Here is an 18,269-nt window from a genome sequence, read left to right as displayed (position 1 = left end):
ATATGCCTATTCACTCTTGGGTAATACTACATCCAACCGGGCAGCAATTCTGTCAGGTATCCGTTTTTCTACGGCCTGAACAGCTTGATCAATCGCAGCTTTAAACGCTTGCTCATTGGCAGCACCGTGACTTTTAATAACAATACCACGCAACCCTAATAGCGCTGCGCCGTTATACTGATCAGGATTTAGATGACCAAACCGTTTCATTAATTGCTTCAGCAACCATTTTTTGAATATCTTCATCTTGAATATTTTCATTATCCAGGATGATTTTCCTTGCTGGCCATTCGGTGATTTTACCAAAGATAAGATCACTCTTATCGCACCTTCCATCGTCTTCAGCGTAACATTACCTGCGAAGCCGTCACACACGAGCACATCCGTCTTCCCCGTCAGTAGCTCATTTCCTTCCACATAACCAATATAATTAATGGCTGGTGTATTGCGCAAGGTTATAGCGGCTTCGCGGATATTATCGAGCCCTTTAGATTCCTCTTCCCCAATATTAAGCAGTGCGACACTCGGATTATTCACACCAACAACATATTCGGCCATGACAGAACCCATAATCGCAAACTGAACCAGCATACGGCTATTACAATTAATATTAGCGCCTAAATCCAAGACAACAGTCTTCTGTTGTTTCAAATTAGGTATAACTGTCATTAGCGCCGGCCGTTCAATTCCCTCAATGGATTTCAGCATCATTTTAGCCAATCCCATCAAAACCCCTGTATTTCCCGCACTCACACAGGCCTGTGCTTCACCGGATTTGACTAAATCCAGAGCAATACGCATTGAAGTACCATGGCTGGAACGAATTGCCTGAGATGGCTTTACGTCGTTGGAAACAACATGTTCCGCAGGGATAATTTGCAAACGGCTAAGCAGCTCAGCATTTTCATTTGCAAGCAAAGGAGAAATGGTTTCAGGGTTACCAACCAACAATAATTTTAATTGCAGATTAGATGCCAGTGCCTGCAATGCAGCAGGCACCGTTACGCGAGGACCAAAGTCCCCGCCCATAGCATCTAACGCCAAGGTTAGATTAGCCAAGGTATCAACTTGCTAATAGTCAGCAAAATTACTTGTTGATTACCTTGCGGCCACGGTAGTAGCCATCAGCCGTCACATGGTGACGCAGGTGAGTTTCACCAGAAGTTTTGTCTACAGAGACATGTGTTGCAGTCAGTGCGTCATGAGAACGACGCATACCACGTTTAGAACGAGTTGGTTTATTCTGTTGTACGGCCATTGACCTTACTCCTTAAGTACTTTTCTTTAAACTGGCTAATACGGCAAATGGGTTTGGTTTTTCTGCTTCAGAAGGCAGTTCACCAAACACCATATCCGCGTCGGACACTTCACAGTGTTCAGAATCATGTACCGGAACTACCGGCAGAGATAGAATTATTTCATCTTCAATCATTGCCAGCAAATTTATTTCGCCAAATTCATTTACGTCAATTGGCTCATACTCTTCCGGTAATGCCTCAGCCTGCTCATCATGGACGATCGGGCTAAAACAATATGTTGTGTGAACATGATGGCTGAAATTACTGCCACAACGCTGACAAGCCAACGTGACATCCACATCGGAATGCCCTTTGATAACTGCCAGGCGCTGATTATCAATTTCAAATGATAGTGAGCTATCAACATCACCATCCACACTGACCACAGATTCTGCAATACGAGAAACTTGCTCACTAGAATAACTACCTTGGTAGTCTAATCTTTTCTGAGCTGCTCGAAGCGCATCGATGGTCAGGGGTAATTTTACCTTTTGCATAAGGCGCGCATATTATCTTTGTAATGAGATATAGTCAAAGAAAAAGGCCACACATCTGCACCTTTCCGCCAAATATTCGCTTATTAAGCGACGTATAGTTTAAAATGCCTTCAAATATTTCTCTACGTCTTTATATGGAAAAATGATGCTTCCGATTATTTTATCGTCAACTTCTGTCTATCGTCGCCTCTTATTGGAAAAATTAGGGCTACCTTTTAGCTGTATCTCACCTGATATTGATGAAAGCCCACAGGAAAATGAAAACCCGGAACAACTGGTAATGCGTTTATCCTGCGCAAAAGCCACCGTGTTGCAGCAAAACTACCCGAATCATCTCATTATAGGTTCAGACCAAGTTTGCGTTTTAAATAATAAAATTACGGGTAAACCACATAATTTTGAGAACGCTTTCACACAATTAAAAAATGCCAGTGGAGAATGTGTTACTTTTTATACCGGTATTACGCTATTTAACAGTAAAACCGGTAACATCGATACTCGCAGTGAACTATTTCGTGTCTATTTTAGAAAGTTGACCGACACTGAAATAATGAATTATTTAACCAAAGAAAAACCTTTCAATTGTGCCGGCAGCTTTAAAAGCGAGGGGTTGGGAATTACATTATTTGAAAAACTTGAGGGTAAAGATCCCAACACGCTCATTGGACTGCCTTTAATTACACTGACAGAAATGCTTACCCGTCAGGGGATAAACCCACTGACGGTATCGTATTAATGATTATTAAGCCGCAATATTTTTAAACACTGCTTTAACTTACCATCCATTGGTGCTTCAAAACGCAAAGTGTCTCCCGTGGATGGATGGGTGAACTTCAATGAACTGGCATGCAGAAACAATCGGTTGAGGCCTGTTTCTGCAAGTTGTTCATCGAATGCCCGATCGCCATAGCGATTATCATAAGCAATGGGATGACCCGCATGTAAAGTATGCACACGTATCTGGTGAGTTCTTCCTGTTACTGGGCTTGCCCGCACCAAAGTAGCAAATGAATACCGCTCTTCAATTTTAAAGCGGGTTTCAGACGGTTTGCCTTCACTGCTAACTTTAACCACCCTTTCCCCGCTTTGCAGGATATTTTTCAGCAAAGGCGCTTCAACAACTTTGCAATGGGATTGCCACTGTCCACGAACTAATGCCAGATAATCCTTTTGCATCTGTTTCAAACGTAACTGTTCATGCAAGTTACGCAAAGCTGAACGCTTTTTCGCAATCAGCAAAATTCCCGACGTATCACGATCAAGGCGGTGGACCAATTCGAGAAAACGCGCTTCCGGGCGCAAAGCACGCAATCCTTCAATAACACCGAAACTTAACCCGCTTCCGCCGTGTACTGCCGTCCCTGACGGCTTGTTGATAACTAAAATGTGGTCATCTTCATACAAGATGCATTCCGCCAGAGCAGCGATCTTATCCAACTTTGCGGATACCGGTGTTTCTTGCTTTTCTGACACCCTAACTGGCGGGACTCTTATTATGTCACCCGCCATCAGTTTATACTCAGGCTTAATTCTTCCCTTATTCACCCGAACTTCACCTTTGCGCAAAATCCGATAGATCATGCTCTTAGGTACACCTTTTAAACGGGCCAGCAAAAAATTATCAATCCGCTGACCGGCTTCATCGTCATCAATAGTGACAAATTGTACAATTTGATTATTCATTTTCATGGATGAGATTCTAATTATCCAACAAACAGAGCGCTACTCATTTTTAATATGTCTAAATAGTGCTCATATTCTCTTACTTCATTGTTTTAAGTGTTTTGCTAGAAAGACTAAAGATTAACAAGTTATCGCTATTTCCTAATAAAAAACCTCCAAAGCGGCAAAGTCACCTTGCTATCACCCCAATAGCAATGGAATAATGCTTTCTGGCCACAGTTTACTAAACTACAAATGGCAAGATTGAAATTGTTTGTTATCTGTTTGATCGGGCAAAAACGCAGCAATGGCGTAAGACGTAATGCTCAATCAAACAATTTATGGGCTGTGAGTTGTAGTTTACTGGATTGCGGAAAATCTGTACTGATTTATTACAGAGTCTCCAATAAAGAATGCTGTATTTGAATGAAATTCAGACTCGCCGACAAATAGGCGCCTCTATACAAACGATAGCCGTGAGGCTGGCGGCTTTGTAAAAGACTCGAGGCCATCGGTAACCAGTAACTCATCTCTTTTACTTACAGCTCTATACCAATGTAAAAATAATGAGTAAGTTAGAATGAAAAGAATGTTAATCAACGCAACCCAACAGGAAGAGTTGCGTGTTGCCCTTGTTGATGGGCAACGTCTTTATGATTTGGATATTGAAAGCCCAGGACACGAGCAGAAAAAGGCAAATATATATAAAGGTAAAATTACTCGGATTGAACCTAGCCTAGAGGCTGCTTTTGTTGATTATGGTGCCGAACGACATGGTTTCCTGCCCATTAAAGAAATTGCTCGTGAATATTTCCCAAGTAATTATCATTCTCATGGTCGCCCGAACATAAAAGATATCCTGAAAGAAGGTCAGGAAGTCATTGTTCAGGTCGACAAAGAAGAAAGGGGTAATAAAGGCGCCGCGTTAACAACATTTATTAGTCTGGCTGGCAGCTATCTGGTTCTGATGCCAAATAACCCAAGGGCTGGAGGAATATCCCGTCGTATCGAAGGCGATGATCGCCTTGAATTAAAAGAAGCACTTTCTTCTCTTGAAATTCCTGAAGGAATGGGCCGTATCGTCCGTACCGCTGGTGTAGGCAAATCCGCCGAAGCCCTGCAAGGGGACCTGAACTTCCGCCTAAAACACTGGGAAGCGATCAAAAAGGCTGCAGACAGTCACCCAGCGCCTTTTCTCATCCACCAAGAAAGCAATGTTATCGTACGTGCCTTCCGTGACTACCTGCGTCCAGATATCGGGGAAATCTTGATTGATAATCCCAAAATTCTTGATTTGGCACGTCAACATATTACGGCTCTGGGCCGCCCTGATTTTTCCAGTAAAATCAAACTATACAGCGGAGAAGTTCCACTATTTAGTCACTACCAGATAGAATCACAAATTGAGTCTGCTTTTCAACGTGAAGTCAGATTGCCTTCCGGTGGGTCTATTGTCATTGATACTACTGAAGCCCTGACAGCCATTGATATCAACTCATCCCGCTCAACCCGCGGGGGGGATATTGAAGAAACCGCGTTTAATACGAACCTGGAAGCCGCTGACGAAATTGCACGCCAATTACGTTTACGTGATCTTGGTGGTCTTATTGTTATCGACTTTATTGACATGAGACCTGTTCGTCACCAACGTGAAGTGGAAAACCGGCTACGTGATGCTGTGCGCCAGGACCGTGCCCGCATTCAGATTGAACGCATCTCCCGTTTCGGCTTGCTGGAAATGTCTCGCCAACGTTTAAGCCCGTCATTAGGCGAATCCAGCCACCATGTTTGTCCTCGTTGTAGCGGTACAGGAACGATTCGTGACAATGAATCACTTTCTTTGTCAATTCTTCGCCTCATTGAAGAAGAAGCATTAAAAGAAAATACGCATCAAGTTCATGCCATTGTCCCAGTACAAATTGCCTCTTATCTGTTGAACGAAAAACGTAAGGCCGTCAGTGCGATTGAATATCGACAAGGCGGCGTGGGCGTTGTTATTGTTCCAAACGATCAAATGCAATCCCCGCATTTCTCTGTATTGCGTGTACGCAAAGGCGAAGAAATATCCGCTCTGAGCTACCAACTGCCACAATTACACGAAACCGAAACGACAAACGCTCAGGATGACACTCAGCATGAGCGCAAACGTCCAGAGCAGCCTGCTATTTCAACGTTTGATCTCCCTGCTGAAACACCTGCACCAGCAAAAACAAAGACAAAAGAGAAAAAAGCGGCAACCAACAACCAGAAACAAGTTGAGAAACCCGGCCTTTTCAGTCGCCTTTTCAGTGCACTGAAAGCAATGTTCACAAGTAGTGAAGAAGAAAAACAACCTCAAGAAAAAGGTAAGAAATCTTCTGCCAATGATAATCGTCGTCAATCGGATCGCCGCAATCCTCGCCGCCAGAATCAGCGTCGTGATCGCAATGAAAATGAAACACGCAATAACCGTGAACGTGACGAGCAACGTAAGGGCAGAAATTCACAACAGAAAAGTAATGCCCAAGATAATATTGCGGTAGACACTGAAGCCCGTGAAGCACAACAGCAACAACGTCGTGAGCAACGAGCGGAACGCCAACGCCGCCGTCAGGAAGAGAAACGTCAGCAACAACTGGAAGCGAAAACCCAACAAGTTACCAATCAACCGGATATTGTTGAGGAAGAAGTTGAAGAGCGCCAACCTGTGATGCCTCGTCGCCAACGCCGCCAGCTTGAGCAAAAAATTCGTATCATTGATGAGGTCAGGGAAGTTAGGGAAGAAACAGTAACTGCCTTACCTGCCGTGCTTTCTGATGTAAGTGTCACGGAGTCAAAAACTGAATCAGCTACTGCTGTAAGTAAAGCGGAAGAGAGAAAAACACCTGTATCAGCGATGATCGATACAAATGTTGAAGCGGCCAATCAAGCAGAGTTGCCACAAGATCTCTCTACACAGAACTCAGCATCACAAAATAATTCTGCCGTACAACATAATGAACAGCAGGATAACACTATGCCACGTCGTTCTCGCCGTTCACCGCGTCATTTGCGTGTCAGCGGCCAACGTCGCCGCCGTTATCGTGATGAACGTAATCTGACCCAATCTCCGGTACCACTGGCAATGGCAGTTGCCTCTCCAGAACTGGCATCCGGCAAAGTTTGGGTACGTTATCCAGTCACTCCCGTGACAACAGCTGAACTTGATGTCTCCACACCTGTTGAGCCGGTTGCTGAAACCGTGCAATCACAGCAGGAAAATGTGATTCTGATGCCAGAAACAATGCACCCTGCCCCAATTCCAGCAGAAACAGTTGCTGAAGTTGCAGGGCAGAAAGACGTTACTGTCATTAATGACAATACAAAATCTGCCGATAGTTCCTTTGTCGCGGCAATTACTGAACCGGAATTGGAAACGCCTGAAATTTCTGAACCAGAAACCGTGCAATCACGCATTGATATTGCTCATGATGAAAAATATCAGTCAGAAAATTCATATAATACAGAACGACATGATGCTGTATTACGTGATTCTGAAGAAATTCGTCACACGCCAGCCCCTATCATTGTGACGCCGACCGTTGAACAGGAATATCATGAAGAACAACCAGCTGTTGCAGCGGAAACTTTCGCTAAGGCAGAGGAAGTTAAAACGGAAGAGACAAAAACTCTTGAGCCTGCGATTATCGTGGAAAAAAATCATCACGCATACTCCCCAATGATGAAGGCTCCTGCACCGGATGTGGTTACACAGCCAGTTATTATCACTGAATGTCAACGCCCTGCTCATCCATTCAAAGGAAAAGGGGGTGCAGGCGGGCACTCAGCGACCAGTGTTGCGACCTCAGCCATGTCTAAACCAAGGGCATTTCAATAACTGAACGCAGTCATTTTTTGTCAAGCAATGGCCTCTATTATTAGGGGCCATTTTTTATCCTGCCTATATAAAAAACCAGCCAGTATCATTCCCTTCAATTAAGGATTTCAATAAACTTAGATGCTTATCATTATCATTTAATTAATTTTATGGAGAGCATTCCTCTTATGAAACCTTGGCTAATTTTTGGTGCAGGAAAAGGTGTCGGACGCCATTTGATCACTATTGCACAAGAACAAAACCGTCCTGTAACCGCGTTGATTCGTAATGAACAACAAGCAATTGAACTGAGTTCCATGGGAATAAACGTAGTTCGGGGTGATGCCTGCAATAAAAAAGACATCGAAACAGCAGTTACACAAGCAGGAAAAAACCCTATTGTTTTCTCAACCATTGGAGGAGGAAATGCTGATCATTACGGTAATATGGCGATCATAGATACTCTGGAGCAAGCACAAATTTCAAGGCTGTTATTGGTCACTTCCATTGGATGTGGAGAAAGCTGGAAGACATTATCGCCGCGGGCGAAATCACTATTTGGTCAATCCGTCAGACACAAATCACTGGCAGAAAGCTATCTGCAAACCAGCACATTGAATTTTACTATTATCCGTCCTGGCGGCCTTACGGAACAGGCAGGTACAGGGCATTGCCAACGTTATCAGAGCGAAATTCATGGCATAGTAAGCCGCAAAGATGTCGCTGAGCAGTTGGCACAAATGGCAGAAGATGAACAAACTTACCATCAGATTTATGCTTTAGTTGATCCAGAATTAAAGCCCCACTGGAGCTAACTGCCCTCACATAAATAAAACCACGCCATTGGCGTGGTTAATATCAGCTTAAATACAGATAAAATAAATAAGGATTATTTGACTCCGCCATCCATCGCCTTGATTTTTTTGGATAATTCACGACGCTCTTTAGATAATTCCGCATTTTTGATGATATATTCATCAACGCGTTCTTCATAATCACTGCGCATGTGCGCGATAATGCCCTGAATATCTTCAACTGACATACCCGGCTTAATATAGTCACTCAAATTATCCAACAGCAAAACCCGTTTTTGGTTATCTCGGATCTTTTTCTCGTTATCTACAATTTCACGTTGTAATTTATTTTTACGACGAAATATATGCACAAACTCCAATACATTGTGGAATGTTGGTTTATTTGCGTTGTCCATTTTTTACACCTTTTAATCAGACCGATAATTTTTATGATAACCACACAATACAATTTCAACCAACGCGTAGACAAGTCAGTTTCGATAATTTGTTGATGTAACATCAGACATTCACACATATCTTATGCATTTCATTTAGTAAACAGGCTACAAATGGGTAAATTCAGTCAGCCTTTTACAGCAGATTAAGCGCCATTTTCAGCTGATTCAGCCCCTTCATGAATGGAATATGATGTGTCACAAGACGTGATTTTGTGATTTACATCATTATTTCCAATCTCTCTTACCAAAAAACTTAATCTAGAGGATTGAAACATTTTCCATTGTAAAATACAAAGTTGGTTTATTAAATCTTGCTGAAACATTAGGTAACATTTTTAACGTTGATCAGACGATAATCATTTCAAAATATGAGTTGAATACCGTCAAGGTTAGTTTGACATAGTAAAACCTCAGTAGTGGAGCCTCCTGCTGCGTGATCTAATGTCAAAACCAACTTGATCCAGAAAAGCTGTTTCACACCTGTTCGATCGCCAACCAGACTAAAAAACAATCTGGGAAGTTTAGAAAATAGCCTAAACGCTTTGGAAAACCGTTCAGAGGACAATAATTATGAGTCCAAACTTGGATTACTACAGGTTTCATTAACCTCTAGCTCCTTTCCTAGAAAATTAAAATGAGTTGAACATTGCAGAGGCCGAGGAATGCTTATGTACGTTAAATATATCGGGGAAGATGACCCCCAGCACAATTTGGTTAAGAATAAAATTTATAAGCTTACAGAGCAAAGTAATGGTAAGTATTTAATAAATGGTGTTTTTGTTCACTCAGATAGCGTAGTAGCAGCATACCCGCATCCACACGCAGCTTTAATTGAAGAGTATGCAAAACTGGCAATCGAGCATGATGAACCCTGGCGTTGGTTTCAATACCGTAATGATCCCAGTGAAAACTGGCAAAACTGCACTGCACATTTAAATTTTGTCCATACTCTGGAATTCAGGCTGAAACCAAACCCCCAGGTTATTCGCATTGGCGAATGGGATGTGCCTGCACCGGAAAGAAAACCGCCATTAAAAGGTACAAAATATTATGTGCCCGACCTGTTGTCTAAAAATCGTATTGATCCACTCGTATGGGATAACAGCAACATAGATTTACGTTTGCTGGATAGAGGGTTAGTCCACCTTAGCTCAGATGCTGCAAACATCCATGCATATGCGCTACTTTCTCTAACTTCATGACAAATATCCGATTAAAAGGCATTCCATCATATATTCATACTCCAAATACGTCCATTTGACTAAAGCACTCGTCATCTCATCATGACGAGTGCTTTAGGTTATGCAAAAGAAAGCTCAAATAGCTACCAAAACAGCAAGTTGATTGAAATATAAAGGTGATATACCTGATAATTCAGCTTGATCCGAATGGGGATTACCGTGTAAAAATCATCACTTATATCCAGTGGGGTTCGGGTTATCGAGCCGACAAAGTGAAAAGGATAACATCCCCAAAAGCCATTATTTTTCTCTTTGATACTTACCTTAAATTAGATTTAGCGGAGATAACGTAACGTTGAACACCAGTAAAGAACAGCCAAGTTTTTATTTCCATGACTATGAGACTTTTGGCACGCACCCTGCCTTAGATCGCCCCGCTCAATTTGCAGGAGTACGCACCGACAGTGATTTCAATATCATTGAGGAACCTTTAGTCGTGTATTGTGCGCCTGCGGATGATTACCTTCCCAATCCTGAGGCGGTCATGATAACAGGCATAACACCACAGTTAGCTTCACAAAAAGGCGTTAACGAAGCTGAATTCGCCCGTCAGATCCATGAAGCATTTAGTAGACCCAACACATGCATTCTTGGGTACAACAATATCCGCTTTGATGATGAAGTCAGCCGTAACATCTTTTATCGCAATTTTTACGATCCCTATGCCTATAGCTGGCAAAAAGGCAACTCTCGCTGGGATTTGCTTGATGTACTGCGTGCCTGCTATGCCCTGCGTCCTGAAGGAATTATCTGGCCAGAAAACGAAGATGGATTACCGAGCTTCAAACTGGAGCATTTGACAAAAGCGAATGGCATTGAACATACCCATGCCCATGATGCCATGTCCGACGTTTACGCCACTATCGCAATGGCTAAATTGGTTAAAAATGCTCAACCCCGACTGTTCGAGTATTTTTTCCAATTAAGAAATAAGCAGAAAATAAGCAATCAAATCGATATTCCTCAAATGAAACCTTTAGTACATGTATCAGGTATGTTTGGGACTCTACGCAGCAATATTAGTTTGATAGCACCTTTGGCATGGCATCCGACAAATCGCAATGCAGTTATTACCTGTGATCTGGCCGGAGATATGTCGCCATTGCTGGAGCTGAGCGTGGATGAATTGCATGCACGGCTGTACACCCGTCGTGATGAATTAAACCCGGATCAAAGCCCGGTTCCCATTAAGTTAGTACATATCAATAAGTGCCCGATTATTGCTCCTGAAAATACGTTAAGGCCGGAAGATGCAGAACGAGTGGGCCTGGACCTCAATCTGTGCGCGCAAAATTTGGCTATCTTGCGCAGTCATCCTAACATCAGGGAAAAAGTCGTTGAACTATTTTCTTATCCAGAAGAATTTCCGGAATCTGATAATGTCGATACTAAGCTATACAGTGGATTTTTCAGTGATGCTGATAAAACAGCAATGGAAATTATCCGGAAAACGTCCCCCCAAAATCTGTCTTCTTTGGATTTAACATTTCAGGATGCACGCATTAAAGCGCTATTGTTCCGTTATCGAGCCAGAAATTATCCTTCAACCCTGAATTATGAGGAACAACAACGTTGGATGCATTATCGCCAAGATATTTTCACGCAGGAAAACCTCAATCAATATATTGCAACAATTGAAAGGCTGTTTATTGAAAATCAATCTAATGAAGAAAAATGTCGTCAATTGAAAACGCTATTTGACTATGCCGCTCAGCTGACTGGGTAAAAAAATACCTTTCTTCAGATTGGAAAAGAAAAAGACAAATGCATGAATGTTTCCCGCCCAATGCCAGCATCGGGTGGGAGTTTCCGACAAATTGTGCTACGTTCTATCTTTTTTCCCCATGTTATTTCAACATGACAAGTTATTTCAACATGACAATGAATATAGCAAATTGGCTAGTTATGTTGATTTTCAGTGTGCTGGCAACCACATTTTTCTCCCCGCTCTTCTGCCCAGTTTTTTAGTTTCGACGTTTTGCCTATTCCCGGATTTAAGGTATTGGTCGGGTCAGTCATTCGATAGAATTGTTTAAGCTGTGGCTTGGCGCGATATAAATGACCGACATTATGTTCAGCAGGATACTCGGCTCCGCGTTGGTTCAGTATTTCCAACATTTTTGCTTTCAGGTCATGAACATCTGTGCCTTTTTTCACAATATAATCCTGATGGAAGACATAACACATAAAATGCCCGTAATATAACCGATGCACTAATGCATCATTGATTTCAGCAGGTAATGATTCGAACCATTCACGATCATTGCGCCGCAACGCGATATCCAATGCCAGAATATCCTCCACGTCATGACTGTAGATCGCTTTATAACGAATAGCCGCGCCAGCAGCAGCAAAACGATGTAAAAATGCTTTCGCGCCCTCTTCTGGAGTACAGGCAAAATAAGCACCATTGGCCTTTTTGAAGTAATTTTCCAACCAATAATTTGCTTCTTGGATGCCTTCACCCGACATTTTCAACATTAAATGATGCTCAAAACGTTCGCGATATTCTTTCAAACGTTCAGGCAAATGCGAGGGCCATAAGCGGCTCAATCCTTGCATGACACGATCCGTCAAATGTGACGGCAAAAACGGCACTTTGGCCAATGCCGCATCCATCCGCCCTTTTAGATTGAAAAACAAAGGCATTTTCTCTGTGCCTAATTTATCAATCATGACAAACGTATCTTTTCCATACACTTCAGTAACATCAAAAACATCCCGGTGCATATATTCTCCTGCAACCGGCAAGTGCTGGAAATTTGTCAAAATATGGCGGCGCAATTCCGTCAAAACCTCGGCTTCATTCGTACCAATATAGAAAACCTGAGAAGCAGATCCCGCCGGAAACGTATCAAGCCGAACAGCAAAAACAACCAGCTTGCCTGCACAGCCAGAAGCTTCAAACAACCTGCGTTCATCAGCATTGAATCGTGATGGTGTATCAGCATCAACATCCCGGACACGCAATGAATATTCATGGTCAGAAGCAGATTTGTCACTACACTGAATATCTTCGGTACGATAACGCTGCTCTTCCAAGCAAGTGAAGATCTCTTCCGGGGTATCCCCCAAGGCGATCCCCAAATGATTGATCAGCTCAGCTTCTCCGTTTTCATTAACACGGCCATATAATGCCATTTCAGTATAAGCTGGCCCACGCTGAACCAAAGAGCCACCTGAATTATTGCAAACCCCACCAACGACGGAAGCCCCGATACAAGATGAACCAATGACTGAATGAGGTTCACGCCCCAACGGTTTTAATACTTTTTCTAAGTTCCATAATGTACTGCCAGAGAATGCAACAACCTGATCCACCGAATGCAGAATTTGAATTTTATCCATGCGTAACGTATTGATAATGACGATATCACGATCATAATCATTGCCATTTGGTGTCGAGCCTTCCGTCAATCCGGTATTGGCAGCCTGCATCAAGATGATTTTATCGGCATTAACACAGGCTTTGAAAACCTTCCACTGTTCCAACAGCGTTCCCGGAAAAACAACCGCAAGAGCATCACCTTGACCAGAACGGAATCCTTTACGGTAACGTTCTGTTTTTCGTGATTCAGTGAGAATGTGGGAAGATCCGACAATATCGGTGAGAGTAGCAATAAGCTGCTGATTTTTAGGATTTTTAGCATCATTCATAGTGATTCTCTTACCTTGTTAGAGCCAAACCAAGCGACTCTTCATGAAATAAGACACTGCAAAGCTGTTGTTTATTATATGATGCCTTTGAGTAATTTTTGTATTGTTTCCACTCTTTTTTCATTATCAATAAAAACAGCACCCGAAGGTGCTGTTCAGTAAAAGATCTTTTTTCAAATAACGCTGTATTAGCTACCTGAAAGCTATCTTAATAAAACCCTTATGACTCACTGAACTGTGGCATTGGTTTAGTAAAACGGCGGGTTAGGAAGAACATGTAAATCAGGCCAATTAAGCCCCAAGTCAGACCTAGCCACATTGAGCTTGCTTCCAGGTTCATCCATAGAACGCCTACCGTTCCCGCACCACACATTGGCAATATCAAGAAATGTATGGAGTCTTTTAATGTAACATTGCGACGCTCGCGAATATAAAATTGCGCAATAACCGACCAGTTAACAAATGTGAATACAACCAGCGCACCAAAGTTAATCAATGCTGTTGCTTTGACGAGATCTAGCCAACCCGCTGAGAGAGCAATAACACCCACCAAAATGACATTAAGTGCCGGTGTACGCCATTTAGGATGAATATAAGCAAATATTCTCGGAGGCAATACACCATCACGCCCCATGACATAAAGCAAGCGCGATACACCTGCGTGTGCCGCCATGCCGGAAGCCATCACCGTCACACTTGAGAAAATGAGGATAACATACTGGAATAATGCACCTGCAACATACATTATAATTTCTGGCTGAGAAGCATCCGGATCTTTAAACCGGGAAATATCAGGAAAATACAGCTGCAAGAAATAAGACACAGAAATGAAAATCACACCACCAATCAACGCAGTCAGGAAAATCGCTTTAGGAATGACCTTACCTGCATTTGGCGTTTCTTCAGATAAAGAACTGATGCCATCAAATCCGAGGAATGAGAAACAGAGTATCGTTGCTCCCGTAATCATCGGAATTAATTGTGCTTCTTCTGATGTAAATGGCTGAATACTCAGTAGCGTTCCGACGCCTTCTCCATTATAAACACCACGAATCATCAGCCCCACGAGTATCACCATGATTGCAACCTGTACAATCACAACAATACCATTAATATTTGCAACAACATTGATGCCACTCAGATTGAAAATCGTCATCAGAGCAGTCAAAGTAATCACAAAAATCCAAGGATCAATACCAGGAAAAAGGGCCTGGAGATAAATTTTTGCCAATAACACATTAATCATCGGCATTAATAGGTAGTCCAATAAAGACGACCAACCTACCATAAAGCCAAGGTGGGGGTTCATTGATTTTTGTACGTAAGTATAGGCAGACCCCGCCGAAGGAAAACGTTTTACTAATTTTCCATAACTTAAAGCTGTAAATAAAATTGCGATCAATGCGATAGCATAAGATGTCGCAACATGCCCGCCGGTCAAACCAGAAACAATACCGAATGTATCAAAAATAGTCATTGGCTGCATATAAGCAAGGCCCATCATGACGACTTGAAACAAAGTCAGTGTTCTTCTCAGTTGTACACGGTTGTCAGTGGCAGCTTGGTTGATACCAAGTGAAGTGGTAGCAGTATTATGCGACATGAGCGAAACCTCCCATAACTTCGATTGGGGTACTGATACAACTACTTAATCGATAGTTACTGGGTAGACTTCGCATCTGTCTATAGACAGAAAAGAAAGAAGAATTAGAAGAAGATGAGGTGACAGAGGATCCTGCCCCGTAGTCATCATTGCAGCAACGTGCGCCAATTGGCACAAGCGCAAAAGAGAATAATTGCTCCATATTTGCATTCCTCAGTACAGCAACCCCTGTCTTATATAATGGTTGCTTATGGTCAGTATCGATCCGGAAAAAATCCGGCCTCTTTATGTTGTAAAAAATAATTCCAAGCAAAAAAAATAACTGATGCATATTTACGCATCAGTTATTTTTAGTGCACGCATTTTGCACTTCAAGTTCAGAAATAGCAAGCGTCATGACACTAAAAATTTATTATTTTTTACGACACTACAGAGCCTTATTGTACAGGCCCTTACTGAATTAATACTGAGATGTTACAGCATCAAATTGACTGTTCACCATCTGATAAATTTTTAGCACAAAGTTAAACTCTTTGCCATTAAAAAATCATCCTGCCATGATGTATAAAGTAAAAGGCAAAATGATTTATATTGTGTTAAGTATAATGATTAATATTGCTTACAATATTAATCATTAATTAAAAATTATAATTAATTCCAATATGATAACGGCCATTATTTAAAACCACACCATAGATTTCAGAAGTGACATGCTCATTGAAGATGTTATAAGTGCCTGCAATCGGTACAAGTTTTTTGTCAAAGCAATGTTGATTTCCGGATCAGCAAAAGTATAAGGTGACGCTCCTGATGTTGGTTCTCCATGATATATATCTTTTTGATTTATCCCCGGAGTTGTCGCTATAAGTATAGTCTGTCCATAATGGCAAATTCTCTGCAACTTCTCAGCTGACCGTCATTCCGACACCACGAAGGTGAGCTTTGCCTACATTTTTCTATTGCCCGATTTTTTGTGCTCGCTCCTCAGTCAGTGCAGTACCTGCTCGCCAACTGCCATGCCATGTTTTCTGAATTTGACGGGTAATAAGGTCATCGTATTTTGATGACTCCCCTTCCCCATAGCATAAGTGCCATAAATAAACAGAAGGCACTGGTCTTCGTACAATATCAATATGTTCAGTTGACGCTAATGGAAACAACCTGTTCTGTCGAAACCTGATTCTTCAAAAGCCAGAATAGAATGATTAAGATTAAACCCGGATTATCGAGGCTCGGTGTACTCCTCAGGAATAATAAATTATCCCTGAGGAGTATCATATTGATTAAATTGGTGACCCTTTAATATTAATAAAAATAATGATGTCTTTTATTATATTAACTCGTCAATTCCGTCACCAAGCCATCAATTAATACTTGAGCTACGCCCTGAGAACAGCGCTCAATTCGGCCTTTAATACCATAAACTTCAGCCAGACTGTTTGCTGTAATAACTTCCTCAGGTTTTCCTTGAGAAATTAAATGACCTTTTTTCAACATTAATACATGATCTGCATGACGTAATGCGATATTGATATCGTGAACAACAACAATAGTAATAATATTGCGTCTTTGTGTTTCACGTGCAACCAAATCCATAACGTGATATTGATAATTTAAATCTAAGGCACTTAATGGTTCATCTAATAACAATAGTGTCGGGCGTCGAATTAATGATTGCGCCAATCCGACCAATTGTTTTTGCCCACCCGATAATTGATCCAAATAACTCAGTGCTAAATGTTCAATACCAAGGTGACGCAATAGTTCCATGACTTCCCGTTCACTTTCACTATTGTGTATTCCACCTGATGCACGCTGAGCAACAATGACGGATTCCAGTACATGCAAGTGAACACCTGCCGGTAATGACTGAGGCAAATAAACCACATTCTTTGCGCGCTGGGCAAAATTCATTTGCATTAAATCCTGCCCGTCCAATAACAGTTCACCACTCGCCTTATTCAAACCTGCCAATGAACGTAAAAGTGTGGATTTTCCACAACCATTCGGGCCAAGTAAGACTGTGATTTTCCCGCGTGGCAATGGATTAACATCCAAATTTTCAATAACAGGATGTTTCGGATAGCCCGCTGTCAGTTGGTTGATTTTTAAACCCTGGTTCATACATTTCCTCTATGGCGCAGAACGATGCTGAGAAAGAACGGTACACCAATCAATGAGGTAACAATTCCCACAGGGATAATGATTCCCGGAATCAGATTTTTAGAGGCAATGGAAGCCAATGATAAAACTAAGGCGCCAATCAGGGCACTCGCTGGCAAATAAAAACGGTGATCCTCACCAAAAATAATTCTTGCGATATGTGGAGCCACCAGTCCAATAAACGAAATCGGGCCGACAAATGCGACGGCTAATGCTGTCAGGATGCTAATGCGCAGCAACGTTCCTAACCGAAGGCGGCTGATATGAATCCCAAAACTGACCGCGCGATCTTCCCCCAGACGCAACGCTGTCAGTTTCCAGGCGTTTGATACCGAGATAGGCATGATGACAGAGAGAACTAACATCATGATGCCCAGTTTCTCCCAGGTTGCTCTTGAAAGACTGCCCATTGTCCAGAAAACCAGCCCCTGTAAGGTATCTTCCGTAGCAATAAATTGCATCATGGATACCAGCGCCTCGAAAGTGAATACCATCGCAATACCAAACAGTACAACGCCCGAAGTAGCGACTCTTGTCCATCGGGTGATGCCATCAAGCATCAACGCTGCCAATAACGCAAAAAGAAATGCGTTTGCGGAAATGAACCATTGATCCGGCAATCCTGGGATACCAATTCCCAGTACGATTGCCAATGCCGCACCAAAAGAAGCGGCATTGGAAACACCCAACGTAAACGGACTGGCCAGCGGGTTATTCAAAATAGTTTGCATTTCTGCACCGGCCAACCCAAGGGACAAGCCAATCACTACCGCCATCAGGACATAGGGTAATCGTATATCCCAGACAATCACCCGTGTTCCGGCATCAACACTTTCTGGCGAAATCATTGTTTGCCAGAGAGTTTTCAGTGATAGCCCTGATGGACCCATTGTAAAATCCAATACAACAGAAGCGCCAATCATTAAGACGATAAACAATATCCACGCGATACGCCGGCGCAGGATATGACGATAATGTGCTTTTATATCACACTCATTTAACTGCTGTTTCACCGCAGGCATGGGCTCGGTAGTGATGCTCATTCTTATTACCTGTTACTG

At 42.3% G+C, this 18,269-nt stretch carries 14 protein-coding genes; 5 read left to right on the top strand and 9 right to left on the bottom strand.

Annotated features, from left to right (window positions below; genetic code table 11):
- Nucleotides 1-6 precede the first annotated feature (6 nt).
- Genes plsX through yceD form a run of 3 tightly spaced genes read right to left on the bottom strand, consistent with a single transcriptional unit; the run spans nt 7 to nt 1,795 of the window.
- Entirely contained in the window at nt 7-1,059 is a 1,053-nt protein-coding gene (plsX, locus tag Xsze_RS14300) for a phosphate acyltransferase PlsX (protein ID WP_071991759.1), read from the bottom strand.
- A gap of 28 nt (nt 1,060-1,087) precedes the next feature.
- Nucleotides 1,088-1,258, bottom strand: a complete 171-nt coding sequence (rpmF, locus tag Xsze_RS14295; protein WP_004247080.1) for a 50S ribosomal protein L32 — start codon at nt 1,256-1,258, stop codon at nt 1,088-1,090.
- A 12-nt stretch (nt 1,259-1,270) separates the two neighbouring features.
- Nucleotides 1,271-1,795, bottom strand: coding sequence for a 23S rRNA accumulation protein YceD (gene yceD / locus Xsze_RS14290; RefSeq protein WP_038236039.1), 525 nt, complete (start codon nt 1,793-1,795; stop codon nt 1,271-1,273).
- A 145-nt stretch (nt 1,796-1,940) separates the two neighbouring features.
- Between yceD and Xsze_RS14285 the strand changes: the two genes are divergently transcribed.
- Nucleotides 1,941-2,531 (top strand): Maf family protein, encoded by a 591-nt coding sequence (locus Xsze_RS14285; protein ID WP_038236037.1) that lies wholly within the window; start codon nt 1,941-1,943, stop codon nt 2,529-2,531.
- Here Xsze_RS14285 and rluC read toward each other — a convergent pair.
- Nucleotides 2,528-3,484 (bottom strand): 23S rRNA pseudouridine(955/2504/2580) synthase RluC, encoded by a 957-nt coding sequence (gene rluC, locus Xsze_RS14280; protein ID WP_038236030.1) that lies wholly within the window; start codon nt 3,482-3,484, stop codon nt 2,528-2,530. The two genes, Xsze_RS14285 and rluC, sit on opposite strands and share 4 nt — an antisense overlap.
- Before the next feature lie 553 nt (nt 3,485-4,037).
- On the opposite strand from rluC, the gene rne reads away from it, so the two are divergent.
- Nucleotides 4,038-7,313 carry a ribonuclease E gene (gene rne / locus Xsze_RS14275; RefSeq protein WP_038236028.1) on the top strand — a complete coding sequence of 1,092 codons (3,276 nt, stop codon included), beginning with the start codon at nt 4,038-4,040 and terminating at the stop codon, nt 7,311-7,313.
- A 167-nt stretch (nt 7,314-7,480) separates the two neighbouring features.
- Nucleotides 7,481-8,107, top strand: a complete 627-nt coding sequence (locus tag Xsze_RS14270) for an SDR family oxidoreductase (protein WP_038236026.1) — start codon at nt 7,481-7,483, stop codon at nt 8,105-8,107.
- Nucleotides 8,108-8,181: 74 nt separating this feature from the next.
- Here Xsze_RS14270 and tmaR read toward each other — a convergent pair whose 3' ends face one another.
- Nucleotides 8,182-8,502, bottom strand: coding sequence for a PTS system regulator TmaR (gene tmaR, locus Xsze_RS14265; RefSeq protein ID WP_038236024.1), 321 nt, complete (start codon nt 8,500-8,502; stop codon nt 8,182-8,184).
- 710 nt (nt 8,503-9,212) lie between these two features.
- Between tmaR and Xsze_RS14260 the strand changes: the two genes are divergently transcribed.
- Both Xsze_RS14260 and sbcB read left to right on the top strand, forming a co-directional pair.
- The gene (locus Xsze_RS14260; RefSeq protein WP_038236022.1) at nt 9,213-9,746 is read left to right on the top strand and encodes a hypothetical protein; all 534 of its coding nucleotides are present in this window, start codon (nt 9,213-9,215) and stop codon (nt 9,744-9,746) included.
- 334 nt (nt 9,747-10,080) lie between these two features.
- Entirely contained in the window at nt 10,081-11,511 is a 1,431-nt protein-coding gene (gene sbcB, locus Xsze_RS14255) for an exodeoxyribonuclease I (protein WP_038236021.1), read from the top strand.
- Nucleotides 11,512-11,684: 173 nt separating this feature from the next.
- On the opposite strand, the gene dld is transcribed toward sbcB, so the two are convergent.
- The 4 genes from dld to Xsze_RS14230 form a co-directional block, all read right to left on the bottom strand.
- On the bottom strand, nt 11,685-13,442 hold the full coding sequence (dld, locus tag Xsze_RS14250; RefSeq protein ID WP_038236019.1) for a D-lactate dehydrogenase: 1,758 nt from the start codon (nt 13,440-13,442) through the stop codon (nt 11,685-11,687).
- A gap of 220 nt (nt 13,443-13,662) precedes the next feature.
- On the bottom strand, nt 13,663-15,045 hold the full coding sequence (locus tag Xsze_RS14245; protein WP_038236016.1) for an APC family permease: 1,383 nt from the start codon (nt 15,043-15,045) through the stop codon (nt 13,663-13,665).
- Between the two features lie 1,335 nt (nt 15,046-16,380).
- Nucleotides 16,381-17,169, bottom strand: coding sequence for an ABC transporter ATP-binding protein (locus tag Xsze_RS14235; RefSeq protein ID WP_038236014.1), 789 nt, complete (start codon nt 17,167-17,169; stop codon nt 16,381-16,383).
- A complete protein-coding gene (locus Xsze_RS14230; protein ID WP_038236012.1) occupies nt 17,166-18,251 on the bottom strand; it encodes a FecCD family ABC transporter permease in 1,086 nt (361 codons plus the stop codon). The genes Xsze_RS14235 and Xsze_RS14230 overlap by 4 nt, the downstream gene beginning before the upstream one ends.
- Nucleotides 18,252-18,269: the final 18 nt, after the last annotated feature.

Origin of the sequence: Xenorhabdus szentirmaii DSM 16338 (genome assembly GCF_002632585.1) — a bacterium.
Lineage (GTDB): Bacteria > Pseudomonadota > Gammaproteobacteria > Enterobacterales > Enterobacteriaceae > Xenorhabdus > Xenorhabdus szentirmaii.
Note: the sequence above shows the minus strand (reverse complement) of the source record. Positions and strands in the feature narration are given on the sequence as shown.

What these genes read in the sequence shown, in the direction of transcription:
- tmaR (WP_038236024.1), bottom strand. Translation starts at nt 8,502, where the DNA reads ATGGACAACGCAAATAAACCAACATTCCACAATGTATTGGAGTTTGTG.
- Xsze_RS14230 (WP_038236012.1), bottom strand. Translation starts at nt 18,251, where the DNA reads ATGAGCATCACTACCGAGCCCATGCCTGCGGTGAAACAGCAGTTAAAT.
- Xsze_RS14245 (WP_038236016.1), bottom strand. Translation starts at nt 15,045, where the DNA reads ATGTCGCATAATACTGCTACCACTTCACTTGGTATCAACCAAGCTGCC.
- yceD (WP_038236039.1), bottom strand. Translation starts at nt 1,795, where the DNA reads ATGCAAAAGGTAAAATTACCCCTGACCATCGATGCGCTTCGAGCAGCT.
- rpmF (WP_004247080.1), bottom strand. Translation starts at nt 1,258, where the DNA reads ATGGCCGTACAACAGAATAAACCAACTCGTTCTAAACGTGGTATGCGT.
- rluC (WP_038236030.1), bottom strand. Translation starts at nt 3,484, where the DNA reads ATGAAAATGAATAATCAAATTGTACAATTTGTCACTATTGATGACGAT.
- Xsze_RS14270 (WP_038236026.1), top strand. Translation starts at nt 7,481, where the DNA reads ATGAAACCTTGGCTAATTTTTGGTGCAGGAAAAGGTGTCGGACGCCAT.
- Xsze_RS14285 (WP_038236037.1), top strand. Translation starts at nt 1,941, where the DNA reads ATGCTTCCGATTATTTTATCGTCAACTTCTGTCTATCGTCGCCTCTTA.
- Xsze_RS14260 (WP_038236022.1), top strand. Translation starts at nt 9,213, where the DNA reads ATGTACGTTAAATATATCGGGGAAGATGACCCCCAGCACAATTTGGTT.
- rne (WP_038236028.1), top strand. Translation starts at nt 4,038, where the DNA reads ATGAAAAGAATGTTAATCAACGCAACCCAACAGGAAGAGTTGCGTGTT.
- Xsze_RS14235 (WP_038236014.1), bottom strand. Translation starts at nt 17,169, where the DNA reads ATGAACCAGGGTTTAAAAATCAACCAACTGACAGCGGGCTATCCGAAA.
- dld (WP_038236019.1), bottom strand. Translation starts at nt 13,442, where the DNA reads ATGAATGATGCTAAAAATCCTAAAAATCAGCAGCTTATTGCTACTCTC.